We start from the raw sequence: 20,248 nt of genomic DNA, 5'->3' as shown, positions 1-20,248 counted from the left end.
GCGTCCGAGACGCACTGAGTACAGACGTATGACAGCCGCCGACGAAGAAGCGCGGAGAAACAGCGGTCGGTGGCGGCCCCAAACCGCGTCTCAGACGTCCTCGAAACTGCCGATGCGGTAGGAGGCGTCTTCCTCGTCGCCCTCGTCTAAGTCTTCTAAGTGGATGACCTCGTCCTGGTCCATCTCGTCGAGTTGCTGGCGGAGTTTCGTCACGTAGCGTTTGTGCTCTTCGAGTTGCTCACGTAGGTGTTCGGCCTCCAGTTCGAGGCGCTCGTGTTCGCGGACGAAGCTCTTTGGCACCTCGACTTTCGGCGGGAAGCTCTCGGTACTGCTCTCCTCGGCTGCGTCTTCCAGTTCGTGTTCCGGCGCGACCTTCACCTGCCCGTCGTGGGCCACCAGCGTGTCGACGTAGTCCCGAAAGACCGCAGAGAGGGAGATGTCTCGCTCCTCCGCGATTTCGCGGAGCGTCTCGAACTTGTCCTCGCTCACGCGAAAGGAGATGGTCTTGTTCTTGTTCCCCATCGTTGTGTCCTACTCGTCACTCATCGTATTTAATCGTTTGTCAGACGCTGGCACGCAGCGGCGACGGGCGGAATAAACTCGCCCGAAGAGCGAAGCAATTTAGCCCGGCCCGCTCCCCGCCTCGCACATGGACGCGACCGCACACCACTACGCCGTCACCGTCAGCGACCTCGAACGCGCCGTCGAGTTCTACCGCGACGTCATCGGGTTGGAGGTCGTCTCACGGTTCTCCGTCGGCGGCGAGGCGTTCGCGACCGGCGTCGGCGTCGATGGCGCCAGCGCCGACTTCGCCCATCTGGACGCCGGCGGCGCCCGCGTCGAACTCGTCCAGTACACGCCTGCAGGTGAGCCCCGCTCCGACGGCGACCTCAACCGACCCGGCGCGACCCACCTGGGCCTCGAAGTCGAGGACCTCGATGCGGTCTACGACGGCCTGCCCGACGGCGTGGAGACGCTCTCGGAACCACAGACGACCGAGAGCGGGACGCGCATCTGCTTTTTGCGGGACCCGGAGGGCACGCTGGTCGAACTGCTTGAGACCTGAGACGAGCAGACCGAACCGCGGGCGCCGGCTTCAGTCGGCGCTCGCTTCCGCTTGCTCGTCCTGCATGCTCTCTAGAGCGCCGACGACGGACTGTCGGTACCGCTCGACGTCGTCGCCGTACTCCTCGTGGGCCATCTGGATGTACTCGTCGACGTCGGGGGCCTCGGGGTCGGCGTCGCCGAACCGACGGATACGCTCAAGCGTTCGCTCGGCCGTCTCGACGACCCAGCGGTCGCGCGTGGCCTCGTCGACCTGCGAGATGGACTCGGGGCGGACCGAGACGTTCACGTCGCCCTCGTCGGTCTCGTAGGTCCGTGGCTTGCCGACCACGGCGACGTACGCCGGCGGTTCCAGTTCCCGCAGCATCGAGGCGGCGTCTGGCTGGTACTGCCCGGCGTACATGAAGAACGTGTCGCCGTTGGGGTCGACGACACGACCCTGCCAGTACTCGCTGTCCTCGCCGACGTCTTCCGTCTCGGTGAGGGTTCCGACGAGGAACACGCGGTTGGCGCGCTGGCCCGTCGGGAGGAGGACGTACACCGGGGCGCGGTCGTCGTCGGACTCCTTGAACGTGTAACTCGCGTCGTTGAACTCGCGGGCGAAGACGCGTCGGGCGACTTCGCGGGTTGGTGTGCTCGCCATTTAGATCGACCTCGCTTTGATCAGCACTTCGTCTGCATCCACTGGTCCGGCCAGTCGCTCCTGGTCGTCCGCGAGGACGTACCGGCCGAACGTCGGTCCGGTGACCCGGTAGTAGCGCCCGAGGATGTCCTCGCGCATCTCGTCTGCGACGACGGTGGTGTCGAGTGCGTCCATCGCCATCTCCTTGGCTTCTTCGAGGGTGATGCCGGTGAGCTTCTCCGTGGCCTCCTCGTCGAAGATGACCTCGGTGACGTCCTCGCCGTCGTCTAAGACGCCCTTGATGCGGAGGTCGAACTCGCCTTCGACCTCGCCGTGTTCGCTACAGCGACCGTTCTGGAGGACGCGGGTGCAGTCCTCCTCGGGGCAGCGCTTGATCAGCCCCGACCCCGACTGGATGTCGACGAGTGCGCCCTCGACTTCGACGCTGTCGTCGCCGACTTCGATGGTCTCGTCGAGTTCCTCGATGGTGGTCGTCCGGTTGAGTTTCACCGAGAAGCGGCCCTGGTACTCGTCGGTGACGACGTTCCGGAGGCTGTAGGACTTCCCTTCCTCCAGTTCTGGAAGGTCGGATTTCGACCACTTGGTGAACTTGATAGTGCCCGTCTCGTCGCCGAGCAAGCCGACCTGTGCGACGGCGTCGGCGCGCGGGTCCCACAGTTCCACGACGGTGACGCGCATGTCGACCCACTCCTCGGGCGAGTCGACGTCGGCCACCTCGACCTGTTCGTTGCCGCCGCCACCGCCGCCGAGCTGGTCGCGGTCCATCCCGGCCTCGTCGAGGTACGTGTTGGTGACGCTCCGGCGTGCCTCGTTGAGGGGGACCTTGTACTCGTTGACCAGCGTGTCGAGACGTTCCTCGACGTCGTCGACGTCTATGTCTAGCTGGTCGGTAAACTGCTCGTGTATCTCTTCCGCTTGGGTACGCAAATCTGATTCGGTCATGTGCTGTCACTGTCTCCGCCTTGTTTTCGATGGGAGACATTCGACGGTTGGTCGGCTTCATGTATAAACCCTCCCCCGGCACGGTGAAAGTGAAACCGGTCGACAGCGGCTCTATCGTGAGCCACATCGGGACGCGAGTCGAGAACGCCCGCTACCGGCACTCGCTGTCGCTGTCAGCGGAGCGCCCGGAAAACTGCAACGAAGGTCTCCGACCGTCGGCGCAAAACGCGAGCGTTACTGGTCGCTGCCGGCGTCCGCAGTCGCATTCACGCTGGCGTTCGCCTCGGCGCTGGCGTCGGCGTCCACCTCGCCGTCGGGGTTGGCGTTCGTGTCGACGTTCTCGCCGACGTCAGTGGGCGCGTTGCCCGCCGCTCCATCGTCGGGCGTCACGTCGCTAATCTGCTCGCCGAGGGTCCCGCCGAGGTCACCGGCGACGTGCTGTTGAATCAGCGCGTGAATCTCGGCCACGAAGTCCGGCACCTGTTCGGGCAGGTCCGCGGGCGGGCCGCGCTCGCCGTCGGGGCCGACGTCATTCGGCTGGCCCTGCCGCTCCTGCTCGGCGGCCTCGCTCCCGTTCGCCGAGTTCGACTCGTTGGTCTCCTCGGCGTCGGCCGCCGCTGCGGCGCTCGCGTTCGCCGTCGCGTTCACACTGGTGTTCGCGTTCGCGTCAACGGTGGTGTTCGCGTCGGCGCTGGCGTTCACGTCGCTATCGGCGCTGGCGTCCACCTCGACGGTGCCGTCGGCCGCCGCGTCGGTGGTGTCGTCGGTCTGTACCCCTGTGGCCGCGGGCAGCGCCGCCGCCGAGCCCGTGACCACGAGCACGGCCAGCAGCGCGCCGGCAATCTTCGTGAGCTTCATCGTGTCTTGCCTCCGCTCGGCCCTCTGGACCGGCCACACTTCAAGGGGGCAAGCGGAGAAGCCGGATTAACGATATTTAGCCCGTTTTGGCCGCTCTACACGCCCGTTTAATCCGAGTTAACGCGGATTATCGGTCCGTTCGTGTGGTCCCCTCGGGCGACTGTCGGCGACGGCCCGCGAGGCGACTCGCGCGGCCCCCGGCACGCGAGAAGATTGATTTGCCGCCGGTCGGTACGTGGCGGTATGGGCGACGGCGACGAACGAGACGAGGCCCGACTCGGGCGGTTCATCCAGGGGACGCTCCGGTCGGTCGGGGACCAACTTTCCGAGGCGAAGCGCGCGTACAGCGACGGAAAACGCGCCGCGCTGGCCGGCCTCCCCCGCGACGAGGACGGGCGGGCGCGAATCGTCTGTCGACGTCACGCCGAGCGCCGCGCCGTCTCGCTGGACCCCGTCTCTCGCCCCGACTGTTTCGACGCCGACCACCCCGACTGTCAGGGCTGTGTCGAAGACATCCGCGACGGCACCGTCGAGACGTGGTGACTGCCCTCGGCCCGCGCCGAGGTGGCGAGGAACGGTCCCGGAAGTAACAGTTGGTCGAACGATTCCGGTCGCGCCGGTCCGCAGTGGAAACGGGGGGGTTTGCACGTCGGTCACACAGACCAGTTGTCGGCGAGAGGCCCCGTTCCCAGCAGGTGTGTCACCCATATTTCGCCATTCATCGAGATCCCGTTCGAGCGAGACGCCCCGAGGACCGACGGAAAGGTGTGTTTCAACTGGACGAGGTTTCGGGATCGTCGGCGGCCAGCGCGGACCCACTGTCGGGGAAAGTGTCATTACCGTCGCCGGTGACGCAGGCAGTATGGACGGGATGGCGCGGCGCTTCTGGCTCACGGTCCTTCCCTTGCTGACCGGCTTCTCGGCCGTCGGGCTGTTGGTACTGGCCGCTCTCTTTCCAGCACACCTGTACGAGGTGGGAGGAACCGGCTACATCGCGACGGCGGCCGTCGCACTCCTCTCGCTGGGGCTGTTGGTCTGGCAACTCGCGGCCGGGGGCGGGTCCAGCAGGGACCGGTTCGAGCGGCCCGGTCGCTAGCTCCGCATCGACCCGCCGTCGACCGGGAGGGCGGTCCCGGTGACGTACGAGGACCGGGGCGAGGAGAGAAACGCCACCACGTCGCCGAGTTCTTCGGGTTGGCCGACCCGTTCCAGCGGGGCGTCCGACCACGACTCGATGCCGGCCTCGTAGGAGTCGTACTCCCCGCGTTCGACGGCGTCTTCGACGAGTTCCTCGATGCGTGGCGTCTCGTGGGCGCCGGGGAGGACGGCGTTGACCCGCACCTCGGGCGCGAACTCGCGAGACTGGGTCTTCATCAGCCCGATGACCGCTCGCCGGACCGAGTTCGAGAGGACGAGGTCGTCGATGACCTCACGCACCGACCGGGAGGTGATGTTGACGACGGTGCCGGCCTCGGAGTCGCGCAGGTACGGGTAGGCGAACCGCGTGGTCCAGACGACGCTCATCACTAGTACGTCGTAGGCACCGTACCACTCCCGTTCGGTCGTGTCGAGGAACGACCCCGGCGCGGGACCGCCGGCGCTCGTGACGACGTGGTCGAGGCCGCCGAACGTCTCGACAGTCTCCTCTACGAGTGCTTCGATCTCGTCGCGGTCGGTGATGTCGGCCTGTACGGCCAGTACGTCGCCGTCACCGGCCGCCGTCAGCCGCTCGCGCGCCCGGTCGACGTGTTCGGGCGTCGTGCCACAGACGGCGACGTCGGCCCCTTCGCTCGCGAGTCGCTCCGCGCTCGCGAGGCCGAGTCCACTCGTCGCGGCGGTACACAGTGCGGCGTTGCCGTCGAGTTCGAGGTCCATAGCCGACCCGACGGTCGAGTGACCCAAAAAGTTCCGTGGTGACTGTCCCTAGCTGCCCCAGAAGTTGTCGCGGCTGCCGAGCCGTTCGTCCGCCTCGTCGTCATCGTCGCCCTGATAGCCCCGTTCATCGTCGTCCTCGCTGTCTTCCTCGTCGAGTTCGAGGCGTTCGAGTTCCTCCGCTCGTGCGTGGTTCGAGCGGACCTTGGTTATCTGGACTTTGGACTTCGCCGGCGGCAGGACGCCGTCGACCATGACGATGAACCCGTCTTCGGTCCGGCCGACGCCGGCACCGCTCTCGTGGATGTCGTCGACGGTGACGACGACTTCCTGTCCGGGCTTGACGGGTTGACTCTTCAGGTCCGAGATGGGCTGATTGTAGTGATTACACCACTCGGCGCCACCTCGGTCGCCGTAGTGCGTACAGCCCATGCCCTCGATACGTTCGGTAAAACTGGGGCATTCGTCTGCGAGCGGACAGTCGGGCATAGCATCGCGTAGATGGGCCGCGGGCAAAACGCTTGCGACCTGCCAGAGGGCGGCAGTTCACCGGCGGGAACGCGCGTTCACCCGGGGAACGCTTTTTCATTCTGGAGCGACAATTTGTCACACGATAGCGAGGAGCAAACACACATGCGGTCCCACGCCGTGGCAGTCCTGCTGTGTCTCTCGATTCTGGTCAGCGCTCCGTCCGTGTTGGCCACCGAGTCGCAGGCGAACGCCGCCGACGACGTCCAGTCGATGGACGTCCGTTACGTCGTCGACCGCCTCCCGGAGCAGGTCGGCCGCGTGCAGGTCACCGCCGTCGTCGACGTGCCGGACCGTGTAAGCGACCTCTCGGTCCGCACACCGACGAACACGACGGTTCTGAGCGCCGACGGCCTCGCGTCGACCGGCAGTCGCTGGCGCTGGGACGGCAGCAGCAACACCGTCTCCGTGACCTACACCGTGCCGGTCGGCCTGCGGACGGCGTACGGCCAGCGAACCGCGGACACCGCCGAGTGGGCGCTGGTCGTCCGCCGTGAGGTCGCGCTCCACGCTCGCTGGCGCTGGCAGGCCGGCCCCGACCCCGGCTGGAACGAGACGATGGCGGTCGCGGCCGGCCAGCGCGGCGTCGGCGGGGAGACGGCCGTCTTCGTCGGCCCCCACGAGACGATAACCCGGACGACGCCGGACGGCACCGTGCGATTGGTCGTCCCCGACGCGGCGACACTCGAACCCGACCCGGTCGCCGTCCTCGATACCATCGAGGACGCACAGCGCTCGACCACCATCGGGGACGCCCACGACGCAGTGACGATACTCGTCACGCCCAACAGTCTCGCCGTCGGCGGGTACACCCCCTCCAACGGCGCGCCCGTCGCCCTCGTCAACGCCGGCGAACGCGTCGGGGTGCCGACCAACGTCTGGGTCCACGAGTACCGTCACACGCGCCAGACCTACCGCACCAGCGCCGGGATGGCGTGGCTCGAGGAGGGGAGCGCCGACTACTACGCCGCCCGGATGACGTATCAGCAGGGCCGCATCGACTACGACCGCTACCGACGGCGTGTGACGACCGACCGGTACCGCGACGCCGACCTCACCCGTCCGTCGACGTGGTCCTCGCCCGACGTCCAGTACGACAAGGGAACCCGCGTCGTCGCCGCCCTCGACGTCCACATCCGACAGGCGACGGACGGCGAACGCACCTTCGCGACCGTCCTCCGACGGCTCTCCCGGTCCGACGAGCGACTCACTCTCTCGGTGTTCGCCGAGACGGTCTCCGCCGTCGCGGGCCAAGACCTCGACGCGTTCGTGCGGCAGGCCGTCACCGGCCCCGCACCGTCCGTCCCAGCGGACCCCGACGGTGACGGCGTCTCGACGCACGCGGAGCGACAGCGCGGGACCGACCCCTACCGGGCGACGATGGGCGACGGGAGCGACGACCGAACAGCGGCCCGGATCGACGGCACAGCGTGGCCGCAGAGCGAGGAACAGCTATCGGACGATCGGACGGCGACCGACCGACTCGGCGTCGCCAACGGTTCGGGGGACGGTGCCGACCGGGGTACCCCCGAGCGCCCACACGCGCCGCTGCCGCTCTGGCTCGCCGTCCTCGCCGTCTGGCTCGTCCTGACCGGCCTCCTCTGGCGTGACCGTCCCGGTAGGCTGCCCGGACGACGGCATCGATAACCACGTGCCGGCGTCAGTACGGACCACTGCACCAATATCGTCAGTGAAACTCGCGCGCGAAGAGATAAGTGGTGCAGTAATTTCTGATCCGACATGGCAGACTACGCATCGATGTTTGGTCAGGGAGGGCTCAACGATCAAATCGACGCGGACAGGCTGGTGACAGATATCGGCCTCGACTCGGCCGAAATCGACCGGCGCAAGGAATTCCTCGGGTTCGACGACGACGACGTGGCTCGGCTGGCCGATCTCGGGCCGCTGTTCGAGGCCCACGCCCCCGAGATCGGCGAACGGTTCTACGACAACCTCACCCAGTACGAGGACACCGTCGACGTTATCGGTCGCTCACCGAAGGGTATCGACGCCCTGAGAAAGACACAAGAGGCGTACTTCGCGACGCTGACCGATGGCGAGTACGGCCGCGAGTACTTCCGGAACCGCGCCCGCATCGGCAAACTCCACGACATGCTGGATATGCCGATGAAACACTACATCGGCCAGTACGGCGTGTACTACGATCTCATCCTCCCGCTGCTGACCGAACGGACGACCGACCGCATCCACGACGAACTGACGTCGGTGGTCGGTGATACGGCGACCGACGGGGGAGTGAGCGCCGACAGCTCGTCCGAGACTGACGACACCCTCGCCGGCGTCGACGCAGTCGTCGAGAACGCGATAGCCGACCTCCGGGCCGACATCAGCGCCGTCCTGCGAATCATCAACCTCGACATGCAGGTCGTGGCCGACACCTACATCCACTCCTACAGTTCGCGACTCTCCGAGGAGGTCGAGCGGCGCGAACAGTTGGCCGCCGAGGTCGAACGCGACCTCGAAGCGCCGATAGACGACCTCCAGCGCTCGGCCGACAACGTCGCCGACTCCTCTCAGCAGATATCGGCCGTGACCACAGAACAGTCCGAGCGCGTCCAGTCTATCGCGACCGAGGTGTCGAACATGAGCGCCACCGTCGAGGAGGTCGCTGCGAGCGCCTCGGAGGCCGAGACCAGCAGCGAACAGGCTCGCCAACTGGCCGACGACGGGCAGGACGCCGCCGACGACGCCATGAGCGTGATGGACGACGTGGGCGACGCCGTCGACGACGTGGCCGACGACCTCGACGACCTCCAGCACCGCGTCAGCGAGATCGACGCCGTCGTCGAGGTCATCAACGACATCGCCGACCAGACGAACATGCTGGCGCTGAACGCCTCGATCGAGGCCGCTCGCGCCGGCGAGGCCGGGTCCGGGTTCGCCGTCGTCGCCGACGAGGTGAAGTCACTGGCCGGCGAGTCCCAGGAGCGCGCCAGCGAAATCGAGGCGCTCGTCGCCGCCATCGAGGACGACACCGACGACACCGTCGACAGCCTCGACGAGACGACGGCCCAGATAGAACGCGGGTTCGAGCGCGTCTCCGAAGCCATGGAACTGCTCGACGACATCGCCAACGCCGTCCAGGAGACCGCAAGCGGCATCCGAGAGGTCTCCGACGCCACGGACGAACAGGCCGCCACTACCGAGGAGGTCGCCAGCATGCTCGACGACCTCGTCGACCGGGCCGACACCGTCGCCGCCGAAGCCCAGCAGATCGCCGCCGCCAACGAACAACAGGCCGCGACCATCGAAGACGTGAGCCAGACCGTGAGTCGGTTGACGGAGTAGCGGAGAGACGATTCTGTTCGAGACACGATCCTCTCTAACGGCTGATTCAGCGGGAAATGTGTCGAACCAATAGGATTCCGACAGAGCCAATGCGCCCTATTTTCGCGTGAGTTAGCAGTAATATTCATACTCGTAGAGACAGCGATCTGAGGTGTGTATCAGTTCACGCCCGACGAGATCGACCGAAAGCGTGCCAATCACCAAGCCGTCAAACAGGGTGCCGACGACGTCGACGCCAAACGGATCGGGAACCTGGGTGAAATCGCTTTCGAGCAGTTCTGTCGAGAGTATCTCCCAGCAGAGATGTGGGAGTGGAAGAACGAGGACGCGATTCGGAGATGCAACCCCGAGAGTTTCTCCGGACACGATTTCGAAGTCTTCGGGTACGAGATCGACGTGAAGACCTCGCGTGACGTATCTGCCTTCCATCCCGAAACGCTGGTCGAGAACGATTCAGATGACGATATTTTGGTGATGGTGTGGCATCGGGACAACGAGGACAGTCTGATCATGCTGGGATGGGAGCGAGTCGAGACGCTAAAATCGAAGGTCGAGACCGAACAGCAGTTCTCGGGCAACTCTCCGGACAAACTCGAACACTTAGCGACTCGCCCGATGAACGAACTTCGGGATCTCGGACCGAACACGGCGAACATGAACCAGAAGCCCGAGAACCCGTTCCAGCCGGGAGATCGTGTCGAGAAACGAGGCGAGGAGGAGTCGTCTGTCGGCGTCGTCGTCGAGGTGCTCCCACCGGAGACGCAGATCGAACTGTACGGACAGGAACTGGACGGTGAAGGAGTCAGGGTGACTTTCCCCAGCTCACTCGACGAGGGACCAGGAGACTGGCGAGACATCGACCCGGCGCTGTTCTCCTCGTACTGTGACGACCAGGACGTGAGTCTCTACACCTACAAGCACGCGAATCTGAAATTCGCAGACAACCCGTTCACAGTCGGCGACTACGTCATCAAGTCGTCGCACGACGACCCGGATCCAGCGGTCGTGGTCGACGTCGACGGCGAGGACGTGAGTGTCGTCTACGAAGGTCCGCGTGGTGACGAGGTATCACCGGCTAATCTCAAGGACCACTGTGAAGCAGAGGAGTTGTCGACCTACAGCTACTCACACGACGAGATGGAATTTATCGCGAGCGAGTGAGCTAGCCGTCGACGGTTCGGTACTCGTCCTCGACGCGTTCAGGTACGCAGTGGAAGCCTATCCGGCTATTCGGGAGGGTTACAGCGTTGATGCTGGCATCGCATCCAGCAGGGCAACGTATCCAATCATCAAGTGGCATGGGGTCTAAAGTAAATCAGTGTGGGATAAAAATCAGAGTCTTGTGTGGTGAAAATGAAACGAGACACCGGTGGGTGGGTAGAATATAATTTTCCAAAGGTATAAACTAAGATTATCAAACGATAGGTACAGCAGAGAGTACTACTCCTGTCCATAAGCTTCGTCCAACGTTCGTTGTTCACCAGTTTCGTTTCTACCCTCTAGGTGATCCTGTACAGAGGTGTCTTCAACTTCAGATCGGATGCCCATAATGTCGTCCAAGTCGTACTTGGTGAAGGCGAAAGACTCGTCTCGCTTTCGGCAGGCACCTTTATTCCGAAGATACGCGAAAACGTCATCCAATTTGTCATATGATATACTTCTGCCGAAGTGCTTACGAATATCGGCATATTCCAGCTCAACGCCACCATCTCGGAGATCTGAGCCCAGCACGATTTCCTCGCAGATCGCCACCGCCAGCGACTCGGGTTGAACTCGTCTCGGCAGATGGATTGTATGCGAGACATTATTTGGAACGGAGACACCCCTTTGAAGAATATTATCGAGATTGTCAGCACGGATTGAACCGCTACTTTTTATCAGAGATTCGCCGTTCTCCACGCTCGCAATACAGGCTTCTCGCTCAAGTTGTTCTAATCGCTGTCTTTGTTCGGCAGTTCCACTACCTTGTTGCGTTAGTTGTTCTTCCCGGCAGATAACACAGTGATCAAAGTTTTCGATATCGTTGTGGTCAAGATCTGGATCAGAGACTTCTACATTGTCGATGTGATTCTCTACAGCCTCTAAACCAATCTGGTTATAGCTTGATATCCGATCAATTTCTTCGCTAGTGATATCACCCGGCTCTAGAACATCAAAGAAAACAACAGAGTTCCCGTCAAAAATAGTATAACATGGTTCAATCTCTGTATTATTTCGCTGATCCTCCAAGCGTGTGAATTCTCCGACAACCTGATACCCAATATCTACGAATCCGGTTTCAAGCTCACCGAATATCACCGAGTAAAGCAGGTTGTGAGTTTCCAGATGATATTCTTGGATATCCCACGCCTCCATGTTTCAAGCCCGCACCTTCTTGCTGATATGATTGACATCGTAGGTAGAATTAAACTGTGCATCAATGACTTCATAGAAGTCACGTAGACTCCGGGAGCTTGTATTCGATTTTGTATAGACACGAATGTTCTTATCTGAGATGATAATCTCAAATGATTCACCCAACTCCCTGTCATAGACCATAAAATTGCCATCTCCACAGACAGAGTAAGCATACCTCTGTTTATACTCTAATATATTTTCTTTTAATTTTTCAGCGACAGCCTGATCATCAGGATAACCATCATCAGGCATTTTTTCCTCAAGCTCACAGATTGTTAACCCTTCCAAGACACTCCCCTGATCAAGTCTCTTCAGAGCCTCAGAGAGACCACCATCTGTGACTTGATTGTCCTGAGAATCTTCAAGCGTCTGTTGTTTGAGAATGTATCTGTCTCCAGGTGTGATTCTCTCAGGCCGATATGGTACTGAGAAATTCTCCTGATCTCGCCTCTGGTATCGGTCAATTAAGTCATCAATCGCCTCAAATCCTACATCCTCTGAACCTCTCCTGACCCGTGGGATTGAAGCATAACCATCCTGTGAAACTGCTCCTTTAACTGCCTCAGCAGGACTGTTTCTCTGACTGAAAACAATACGCTTCGGTCTTGCCTTAAATTGGCTTTCTACTTTTTCCAGATGGTTTTTACTACCTCCATGGACTTGGACGCTGACTTGTTCGTCGCTGTAGAAGGGCTGGAACTTAGCTGTAAACCCAGTTAAATCCCTCTTATCTATTGGACGAACCATCGACTCAAGATCATTAGAACTCAAGAACAGCCGATCAAGCTCCGGGATATATTTAATTAGTTTTTCTATTGTGTTTTCAGCCCACTTCTTCCGAATTACAGTAAGTGCCTTCAGATAGCCATCCGAATTGACCAAAACGAAATCGTCAGATCGTTCGTACTTCGGGGTAGAGATGCCCAAATGGTACGTATCTTCGTTTAGTTGATCTATCTCAAAATTATGTTCGTTGAAGTATTTTGTAGGATAGTGGTTCGTGTCTTCAGACTCAAGAAGAGTTAGAATTCGGCTATTGAGCTTCTCTGGATCAAAGCCCCGATTCTCTGCTATGTAGATTTTTAGTTCAGTAGTTTTCTTTTTTTTCTCTCGTCCTTCTTCAGCGATCTCTTCATCCGTCTTTGTTACGTGATTAATGAAGACGTTAATAATCTCCTTCGTCGAGGCGTCTTCCAATTGTTTGAAAGGGTCAGTCATTGTTGGTAAGATGTGAGTCGGTGGTATGAAGTGAAGTTTCCTCTGGGGCTACAAATGAATTTCCATGCTAATACCCAGCATAGTGATGTTTACACAGTATTTTCTCGTATTTTTTCAACACGCTCTTCTTTATTTTCTTGTGCTCGGTACAGCCACATATCGTGACTCTTTAAATTCGATAAGTCCGCTTCGTATGCTCCGAGATAGATTTCCTCTTCAGATCCAGTAGTAGCAGTATACTTGAGGACTTGAGCTATTTCGATATTCTTCACACCAGCCTCTTCCAGACTTTCCAGAGCAGTATGGAGAAATACTTCCTTCCGCGCAGGATTGAACTTTAATCTACCGTTCTCCACTCGCTGGACTTTCGGATCTGTTTTGAACTCAACTGAATTATCTTCCGTTTGTGCTAACGCACCGCCTTCATCAGAATGCCACCAAGACGCATCACTTGTTCGTCGTAGTGGTGACGAGTATGGACAGTAGTCGTAGTCTAAGTCTTTAGTCGATTTATAGGACAGTCCGGTCCATAGGCGGAGGTCACGGGCGGTGGAATTTCCTGAATTGGATAGGTCGAGAAACAAACGATTTGCCTTGTCTTGACCTGGATCGTCACCGGCTTCCGCTCTCTCAGCGCCCCATTCTCGGCTGGAAACTCCTAAAATAGGAGTGTACCCTGCTCTCATCAGCCTAACCTGCCTGTCCATGATACCTCTTTGTATCCGCTGGTTCTGATACTGCATGAGGTATGCGAACAGAAGTAATCCAGATAGAATTACTGTTAGTGTAGATTCGTTAGTTTTAGCGAATGATAGCGAAGGTTGGACAATATATGAACCATTAAGTAGTACTTTGTCAGCAACAACAGAAACTAAGATTACAACAGCTGAGAGTGGGAGTAAATAATACCCAACAAACGTGACTGCGGACTTGATTGAGCCACCGGCATCGTCATTCATACTTAAATTGGTATTCATATAATATATATTACGACTCAATTACTTTTCGAGATGAGCTGAACAAGAGACTGATTCAATCTGATAACAAATCTGCCAAAAGTATTGAACGCGGCCTAGTCAGCAGGCCCCTTCTCATGAAGCAAATTAAGGAGAACAGGCCATCCAACGTCCTTCTCAAATAGCCCTGCTCGAAGATTCCACGCCCACGGAGCGGCGTCGTCGGGGTCGTAGCCGACAGCCTTCTCGATCTCTTCGAGACTGCCACCGAACAGCCAGTCAGTCGGAGCATCAGCAGGCCACGACTCGAAGAATTCGGCGCTCTTCTTCGCGACCTTGTACATCGCCAGCGTCGACAATCGCTTGCGCTCAGGATAGAGGTCCGTCCCGGTGTGGACAACGACGGCCGCCACGTCGACGCCGATCTTCGCGTAGCGCTTCGCCAGCGGCGTGTACTGTTCGGCTACTTCTCGGCAGGTCCACGGTGTAAGCATCCGCGGCGCAACGCGCCGCGGTTCACCGGAATCGCCGTCGGCGATTCCGGCCTTTTTCATCGACGTTTTTCGAGGAGCGGTGCGCGAAGCGCACCCGACGATGAAAAAGGTCGACGGGCACGGTGGGATTCTCACCCGATGCCAGACCTCACTGCTCGCGGTTCCGCCGCTCGCAACGTTCGGTCTGCCGTGGTTCGAATCCCAGCAGCCGCTCCTGCTTACTGTCGTTCGCAGAGAGCGGGCACGGTGGGATTCGAACCCACGACCGTCGGATTAGAAGTCCGACGCTCTATCCGGACTGAGCTACGTGCCCTCACCCGGAGGTAGTGGGCGAGTCTCAAAAGCCGTGTGGATTAGCCGTCGAACTCCACGTCCTCGTCGGTGGCCTCGGTCGTCGTGATGGCGATGGCGTCGGTCGTCTCGACGGCGGCGAGGCCGTCGATGTCACAGATAGCGTCGACGCGGTCGTGAGGGACCGACACCGCGAGGTCGTCGAACTGGAGGTGGCGTTCGACCGTGCCGCCGCGGTCCTCGACGGCGGCGGCGACGGTCTCGGGGTCGGCGTCGTCGGTCGTCGTCAGCGCCAGTGCGACCGACTCTCCCTCGATGGGGTCAGCACGGATACTCTCGACGGCGCGGGAGACGTACATCACTCGGAGGATGGGCCGCCGGGGCCTTGGTTGTGCCGTTCGGCCGTTTCGAGTCGGGACTCCGCGACGGCGAAGGCGAGCGTGCTCGCCAGTCCCAGCAAGGTGCCGCCGGTGAGGACGACGGCGAGGTATTCGAGGTCCTGAATCCCGAGGAAGAAGGCGCTCAGGCCGTGGAGGACCGCGCCGATGGCAAGCACGTAGAAGGGCGCGTTGAGGTAGCGCCACTTGAACGAGTCGTGGAGGTACTCGTCGGTGACGCGACCGAGACTGGAGGTGATGCCGGCGGCGGCGAACCACCGGACGGCACCGTTGACCAGCGCGGCCAGTACCTCGACCGGCGAGAGCGGGTCGGGTTGGGCTTCGAGCGTGTTGACGCCGCTGACGCCGCCGATGGTCAGCAGCGCGGCGGCGACGACGTACGTGATGATGGTTATTCGGCCGGCGTAGAACCCGGAGGTGGCGCGGTCGACGGCCTCGTCGAGCAGTCGCTCGGCGCCCAGTCCGCGGGCGAGGACGTACAGGCCCAGCAACCCGGAGATGATGCCGAGTGCGGACCCGGGAAGGCCAAGCGAGTCGACGGCAATCGTCAGCGGATAGATGAGCAACAGGATGCCGAGCGGTACCAGAATCGTGCCCCGGGTCTCCGGGTCGTCGAGCACCTGCTTGATAGTGTAGTACATCGATTCGAGGTCTTGGGCCTGCCGGACGACGACGCGGCGGACCCCGTCGATGCGGATGCGTGAACGGATGACGGGGACGACGGACTCGTCCTGTGCGCCGTCGGTGACGACGAGGGCGCGGACGTCTTCGCTGGCGGCCAGCGACGCGAGGACGGTGTCGACCTCCTCGCCGACGGCGCGGTTGGCGGCCACGTCGCCGGCGTCGACGCCGGTCACCGCGGCTACCTCGACGGGTTCGTCGTCGATACCGTCCGCGATGTGGACCCCCTCGAAGAGGACGTTCACGTCCGAGTCTTCGGGGTCGGCCTGCGCGAGGGCGACGGCGGCGTCGACGACGTTGTCCCGCCCGACGACCGGCGTCTCGACGTCCGTCTTGCGGCCGAGGTCGTCGTCTAAGTCCACACACAACACCAGCAGCATCGTGAGAGGGTACGCCAGCCGCGTTTATCTGTCTTCGGGCCTGTGGTTAGATGGCGTCTGTGGCCGCCTCGCGAGTGCGTCGCTCGACGACGAGCAGTGCCGCCAGTCCGAGGATGATGAGGGTGTACGCCGCCGCCGCGAACAACGCGGACCGCTCGCTGGCGTACTCGCCGGTTCGGAAGATGATCGCTTTCCGGACCATCGCGATGACGCCGGTGTAGATGACCAGTCGGACGATACGCCGGGTCTCGCTCTCCTGTGTGTACGCGACGACAGTCTGGTACACCTCGACGATGATGAACAGCAAGAGCGCCGTGTCGATGAATCCGACGACGACCAGCGGGTCCGTGATGTCGCCGCTGAGCGCGCGTTGGACGATCTGGAGGCCGAGGTCGAAGACGCCGATGGCAAAGGACGACGAGGACGAGTGCCGCGACCACCTCGACGTAGCGCATCAGGTCCTCGCTGCGGGCCAGCACCCGTTCGTCGAGCGTGTCCGCCGGCGTGAGTGAGCCACCGACCGGGTCGTCGCCGTCCTCGGCCATGCGTGAAACTGTACCTCGAGTTACATCAAACTCGGCCCTATCTGACGTGACCGGGGTCTGCGGGCCGTGGTTCGGGTGACTCCTCCGGCGTGCCGAGTCTGGCCACGAGCAGCCCCACCGGGAGTAAGAGGAGGCTACCGACGACGAACGGCGACCAGAAGCCGACGGCGGCATAGAGACCACCCATCACCGGCGGGCCGACGGTGCGTGCGAGGCTGCCCGCGCCCTGCGTGACGCCGAAGGCGCTGCCCTGGACGTCCGCGCTGGCCCGCTGTGAGACCAGCGCCGTCAGCGTCACCGAGAGGATGCCGTTGCCGACGGGCAACAGCGTCAGGACGGCCAGCAGACCGAGCAGTTCGGCGGTGAGAAACGGGGCCAGCGCGGTAAGGTCCGGGAAGACGACGCCGAGCGACCGGGAGAAGGGGAGCGCCCCCACGCTGACGACGAGCAGTCCCGTCCCGGCCAGCGAGAGGGTGATCGGGCTGTATCGAGCCGTGAGTCGACCGACGAGGACGCCCTGCGTCACGACGGCGAGCAGGCCGATGTAGGTCAGCAAGAGAGCGCTCTGGGCCGCCGTGTAGCCGTAGATATCGGCGACGTAGGGGATGAACATTATCTGGACGCCGGAGAAGGCAAAGGAGACGAGGAAGAACGCGCTCAGCAGTTCCCGCAGTCCCGGCGTGGCGACGGCGGCGCGCAGTTGGGCAAGCGAGGAGGTGCGTTCGGTCGCGTCGTCGCCAGCGTTCGGCGTCCGTGACTCCGGGAGGAACAGGAGGGCGACGACGACGCCACAGAGACTGGCGAACGCGGCGGCGAAACTGGGCAGGGAGAAGCGGTTGATGGGGACCGCTGCCGGCAACGCCGCGTCGACGGCGGCGACGGTGGCGTCGAAAGAGAGGACGGCGCCGATACCCGGCCCGAAGATGAACCCCAGCCCGAACGCCGCGCCGATGAACCCCAGCGCGGCGGCCCGGCGCTCCGGCGGCGTCACGTCCGCGACGTAGGCCTGTGCCGTCGAGATGTTCCCACCCATCGCGCCGGCGAGCATCCGCGAGGCAAAGAGCAGCCACAGCGCGTCCGCGAGGCCGAACACCGTCCACGCCAGTACGGAGCCACACAGCGAGAGGACGAGGACCGGCCGACGGCCGACTCGGTCCGAGAGCGACCCGAGCAACGGCGCGAACCCGAACTGCATCGCCGAGTACGACGCGGCCAGCAGGCCGATGACGAATTCGGTGCCGCCGGGGAACGACCGGGTGTAAAAAGGGAGGATGGGGATGACGATGCCAAAGCCCAGCAAGTCGAGGAAGACGACGGCGAAGACGATTGCGAGGCCGCGGCGGCGGCCGGCGTCGGACATGGCAGGGAGTGGGTCGGGCGAGGGGATAAGCCCGGGGGCGGTGTCGACGCCAGCCGGCCCATGCCGACCCACACCACGCCGACGACGATGCGCACGCTTTTTCCCGCTGGGCGCGGTGCTAGCCGTACACGATGATCTCCGAGGGCTGCGAGCAGTGCGCCAAAGGCGGGAAGATGGTGCTGTTCGTCTACGGCTACTGCGACCAGCGAGACTGCTTCTACTGTCCCCTCGGGGAGAACCGCAAGAACGTCACCCAGATGTACGCCAACGAGCGTCCCGTCGAGGACGACGAAGACGTCATCGAGGAGGCAAAGCGCATGAGCGCGCTGGGTACCTCCATCACGGGCGGCGAACCGCAGGAGGCCCTCGACCGGACCTGTCACTACCTCTCGCTGCTGAAAGACGAGTTCGGCGAGGACCACCACACGCACCTCTACACCGGAATCACGGGCGGCCGCGAGAACATGCGCCGGCTGGCCGAAGCGGGCTTAGACGAGATTCGCTTCCACCCGCCGCTGGAGCTGTGGGGCGACCTCCACGGCACCGAGTGGGAGGAGATTCTGTACATCGCCCGCGAGGAAGGTCTCACCCCTGCGTTCGAGATCCCGGGCATCCGTGCCGAAGAGGAGTTCCTCGAATTCTTAGACGAGGGCGCCGCCGACTTCTGTAACATCAACGAGTTCGAGATGTCCGACGGGAACTACCGCCGGATGCAGGAGGAGGGCTTCGAACTCAAAGAGGACCACATGAGCGCCGTCGAGGGGAGCCACGACATCTTAGAGACGATGGGCGACCACGAGAAGGTGTACTTCTGTACGAGCGTCTTCAAGGACGCCGCCCAGCACCGCTCCCGGCTCAAGCGGATGGCCCGCAACATCCGCCGTGAGTTCGACGACGTCACCGAGGACGGCACCCTCGTCTACGGGAAGGCGTGGGTCAGCGAGGCCCGACTGGAGGAACTGGGCGTCCCCGAGGAGTTCTACGCCGTCAAGTCCGAACACGTCGAGCTGGCGTGGTGGCTCTTAGAAGAGATGGTCGAGGAGGGCGACGTCCCGAAGGGCGAACTCGTCGAACAGTACCCGACCTACGACGGGACGGTCGTCGAGCGGACGCCGCTGTCGGGCGGGTCGAGCGGCGAACGAGCCACTGCAGACGACTGAGCGGACGACGACCGGTCGGGTTGCGGTCGTCTGACGAAGCGAGAGGCGTCCGGACAGCACGGCACCCCGAGCGGGTAACCGACCGAATAGTGAATGGAGCGTATAGCAATCGGGGGGCCGGTCGACCGGGGCGGTATGAGTAACCAGTATCCAGCGGTTACGCGCCGGGAGATGGTAGCGCTCGCGGTTGGTACGTCGCTCGCCGGCTGTTCCGGCTTGCTACCGGCCGGTCAGGAGGGCACCGCGCAACCGGTGAATCGACAGGGGACGGCGACCAGTACGGACGGCGCGCAGCAGGAACGCACGGGCGAGACGGTCCGGGCCTTCGTCGGGTCGTACCACTGGGGGTACTTCCTGCTGGACGCCGACGGCACGGAGCGGGACCGGCTAACGCTATCGCCCGGCGACGAACTCCGCCTGACGCTGTTCAACGTCGAAGCCGACAGCGCCATCGAACGCCTGCCACAGGCAGTCCGAGCGGGTATCCCGGGGGCCGAGGACCGCGCCCGGCGGAACGAACAGACCATCCCCATTCCGCGAGGAACCTCACTCGACGCGCTGCACGAGGCCGCCGAAGCGGCGTATCCCGACCACAGCCTCGCGCTCGTCGGTGACGCGTTCCTCCGGCCCAGCGGCCGGGGACAGGGAGAACCGCCACAGGGCCCGGGTGGCGGTCCGTACGGCCCCGGCGACGGTCCGTGGGGCGGCCATCACGGGCCACACGGCCCCGGTGGTGGGCAAGGCCCGGGTGGCGGATACGGTCCCGGTGGTGGGCAAGGCCCGGGCGGTGGATACGGTCCCGGTGGTGGGCAAGGCCCGGGCGGTGGATACGGTCCCGGCGGTGGACAGGGCCCGATGGGGCCGGGCGGGTGTTGGGGGCCGGCGTTCGGCGGGACGCTCGCCCCGACGACGTACCTCTGGCACCACTCGACGGTGCCCGCGGAGTTGGGCTTCGTCGTCGACACGACCGGGTCGTTCGGCTTCGCGTGTACGGTCTATTGCGGGTACGGCCACCCGTACATGGCCGAACCCGGTCGGGTCGTCGTCGGCGAGGAGTGAAACTGCGTGTAAGCGGTGCCGACGTCCGCACAGGGGGTGGTTATCGACTCCGAACAAGATTCATATCGGAGAGTCGAGTGTGTCTCCCTGTT

Annotated in this window: 21 protein-coding genes, 1 tRNA gene and 1 pseudogene; 8 read left to right on the top strand and 15 right to left on the bottom strand. The window is 62.4% G+C overall.

All coding sequences use genetic code 11. From position 1 onward, the window contains the following. Positions 1-90 precede the first annotated feature (90 nt). A complete protein-coding gene (locus tag IEY28_RS19655) occupies positions 91-522 on the bottom strand; it encodes a DUF8146 domain-containing protein (RefSeq protein ID WP_166967380.1) in 432 nt (143 codons plus the stop codon). Positions 523-649: 127 nt separating this feature from the next. On the opposite strand from IEY28_RS19655, the gene IEY28_RS19650 reads away from it, so the two are divergent. After that, positions 650-1,066 carry a VOC family protein gene (locus IEY28_RS19650; RefSeq protein WP_189001835.1) on the top strand — a complete coding sequence of 139 codons (417 nt, stop codon included), beginning with the start codon at positions 650-652 and terminating at the stop codon, positions 1,064-1,066. 30 nt (positions 1,067-1,096) lie between these two features. Here IEY28_RS19650 and IEY28_RS19645 read toward each other — a convergent pair whose 3' ends face one another. The 3 genes from IEY28_RS19645 to IEY28_RS19635 all read right to left on the bottom strand — a co-directional run bounded on the left by IEY28_RS19645 (position 1,097) and on the right by IEY28_RS19635 (position 3,508). Then, positions 1,097-1,708 carry an RPA family protein gene (locus IEY28_RS19645; RefSeq protein WP_166967376.1) on the bottom strand — a complete coding sequence of 204 codons (612 nt, stop codon included), beginning with the start codon at positions 1,706-1,708 and terminating at the stop codon, positions 1,097-1,099. Then, on the bottom strand, positions 1,709-2,650 hold the full coding sequence (locus IEY28_RS19640; RefSeq protein WP_189001833.1) for a replication factor A: 942 nt from the start codon (positions 2,648-2,650) through the stop codon (positions 1,709-1,711). A gap of 234 nt (positions 2,651-2,884) precedes the next feature. Further along, positions 2,885-3,508, bottom strand: coding sequence for a hypothetical protein (locus IEY28_RS19635; RefSeq protein WP_189001826.1), 624 nt, complete (start codon positions 3,506-3,508; stop codon positions 2,885-2,887). Positions 3,509-3,751: 243 nt separating this feature from the next. On the opposite strand from IEY28_RS19635, the gene IEY28_RS19630 reads away from it, so the two are divergent. After that, positions 3,752-4,051 (top strand): DUF7091 family protein, encoded by a 300-nt coding sequence (locus IEY28_RS19630; protein WP_189001824.1) that lies wholly within the window; start codon positions 3,752-3,754, stop codon positions 4,049-4,051. A gap of 319 nt (positions 4,052-4,370) precedes the next feature. Then, on the top strand, positions 4,371-4,604 hold the full coding sequence (locus IEY28_RS19625) for a hypothetical protein (protein ID WP_189001822.1): 234 nt from the start codon (positions 4,371-4,373) through the stop codon (positions 4,602-4,604). Here the strand turns inward: IEY28_RS19625 and IEY28_RS19620 are convergent. Further along, positions 4,601-5,383, bottom strand: a complete 783-nt coding sequence (locus tag IEY28_RS19620) for an SDR family oxidoreductase (RefSeq protein ID WP_189001820.1) — start codon at positions 5,381-5,383, stop codon at positions 4,601-4,603. The genes IEY28_RS19625 and IEY28_RS19620 overlap by 4 nt on opposite strands. A gap of 48 nt (positions 5,384-5,431) precedes the next feature. Then, positions 5,432-5,869: a TRAM domain-containing protein gene (locus tag IEY28_RS19615; protein ID WP_166967364.1), complete on the bottom strand. Its 438-nt coding sequence runs from the start codon at positions 5,867-5,869 to the stop codon at positions 5,432-5,434. Between the two features lie 144 nt (positions 5,870-6,013). Here IEY28_RS19615 and IEY28_RS19610 point away from each other — a divergent pair, with 144 nt between their 5' ends. From IEY28_RS19610 to IEY28_RS19600, 3 genes are all read left to right on the top strand, one after another. Then, positions 6,014-7,555 (top strand): hypothetical protein, encoded by a 1,542-nt coding sequence (locus IEY28_RS19610; protein WP_189001818.1) that lies wholly within the window; start codon positions 6,014-6,016, stop codon positions 7,553-7,555. A 93-nt stretch (positions 7,556-7,648) separates the two neighbouring features. Further along, complete coding sequence (locus IEY28_RS19605) at positions 7,649-9,217, top strand: globin-coupled sensor protein (RefSeq protein WP_189001816.1); 1,569 nt, start codon at positions 7,649-7,651, stop codon at positions 9,215-9,217. Positions 9,218-9,370: 153 nt separating this feature from the next. Further along, the gene (locus IEY28_RS19600) at positions 9,371-10,378 is read left to right on the top strand and encodes a DUF7961 domain-containing protein (RefSeq protein ID WP_189001814.1); all 1,008 of its coding nucleotides are present in this window, start codon (positions 9,371-9,373) and stop codon (positions 10,376-10,378) included. Positions 10,379-10,657: 279 nt separating this feature from the next. Here the strand turns inward: IEY28_RS19600 and IEY28_RS19595 are convergent, their stop codons facing one another. From IEY28_RS19595 to IEY28_RS19555, 9 genes and pseudogenes are all read right to left on the bottom strand, one after another. Continuing rightward, positions 10,658-11,572, bottom strand: coding sequence for a hypothetical protein (locus IEY28_RS19595; protein ID WP_189001813.1), 915 nt, complete (start codon positions 11,570-11,572; stop codon positions 10,658-10,660). A 3-nt stretch (positions 11,573-11,575) separates the two neighbouring features. Beyond that, entirely contained in the window at positions 11,576-12,832 is a 1,257-nt protein-coding gene (locus tag IEY28_RS19590; RefSeq protein ID WP_189001811.1) for a hypothetical protein, read from the bottom strand. An 89-nt stretch (positions 12,833-12,921) separates the two neighbouring features. Continuing rightward, positions 12,922-13,791: a hypothetical protein gene (locus IEY28_RS19585; protein ID WP_189001810.1), complete on the bottom strand. Its 870-nt coding sequence runs from the start codon at positions 13,789-13,791 to the stop codon at positions 12,922-12,924. A 113-nt stretch (positions 13,792-13,904) separates the two neighbouring features. Continuing rightward, on the bottom strand, positions 13,905-14,342 hold the full coding sequence (locus tag IEY28_RS19580) for a hypothetical protein (protein ID WP_189001808.1): 438 nt from the start codon (positions 14,340-14,342) through the stop codon (positions 13,905-13,907). Positions 14,343-14,520: 178 nt separating this feature from the next. Further along, positions 14,521-14,595: transfer RNA gene (locus tag IEY28_RS19575), tRNA-Arg, on the bottom strand. Between the two features lie 40 nt (positions 14,596-14,635). Next, entirely contained in the window at positions 14,636-14,932 is a 297-nt protein-coding gene (locus IEY28_RS19570; protein ID WP_166967339.1) for a hypothetical protein, read from the bottom strand. Beyond that, entirely contained in the window at positions 14,932-16,032 is a 1,101-nt protein-coding gene (locus IEY28_RS19565) for a DUF373 family protein (RefSeq protein ID WP_189001806.1), read from the bottom strand. Before IEY28_RS19565 ends, IEY28_RS19570 begins: the two co-directional genes overlap by 1 nt. 46 nt (positions 16,033-16,078) lie before the next feature. Next, positions 16,079-16,577 (bottom strand): annotated as a pseudogene (locus IEY28_RS20865) (phosphate-starvation-inducible PsiE family protein). Between the two features lie 37 nt (positions 16,578-16,614). Next, entirely contained in the window at positions 16,615-17,937 is a 1,323-nt protein-coding gene (locus IEY28_RS19555; RefSeq protein ID WP_189001804.1) for an MFS transporter, read from the bottom strand. A gap of 131 nt (positions 17,938-18,068) precedes the next feature. On the opposite strand from IEY28_RS19555, the gene IEY28_RS19550 reads away from it, so the two are divergent. Both IEY28_RS19550 and IEY28_RS19545 read left to right on the top strand, forming a co-directional pair. Next, the gene (locus IEY28_RS19550) at positions 18,069-19,097 is read left to right on the top strand and encodes a radical SAM protein (protein ID WP_189001802.1); all 1,029 of its coding nucleotides are present in this window, start codon (positions 18,069-18,071) and stop codon (positions 19,095-19,097) included. 135 nt (positions 19,098-19,232) lie between these two features. Next, a complete protein-coding gene (locus IEY28_RS19545) occupies positions 19,233-20,156 on the top strand; it encodes a cupredoxin domain-containing protein (protein ID WP_189001800.1) in 924 nt (307 codons plus the stop codon). Positions 20,157-20,248 lie beyond the last annotated feature (92 nt).

The sequence above is a fragment of the Haloarcula pellucida genome, from assembly GCF_014647235.1.
GTDB classification, from domain to species: domain Archaea; phylum Halobacteriota; class Halobacteria; order Halobacteriales; family Haloarculaceae; genus Haloarcula; species Haloarcula pellucida.
This window is presented reverse-complemented; position numbering and strand designations above follow the sequence as displayed.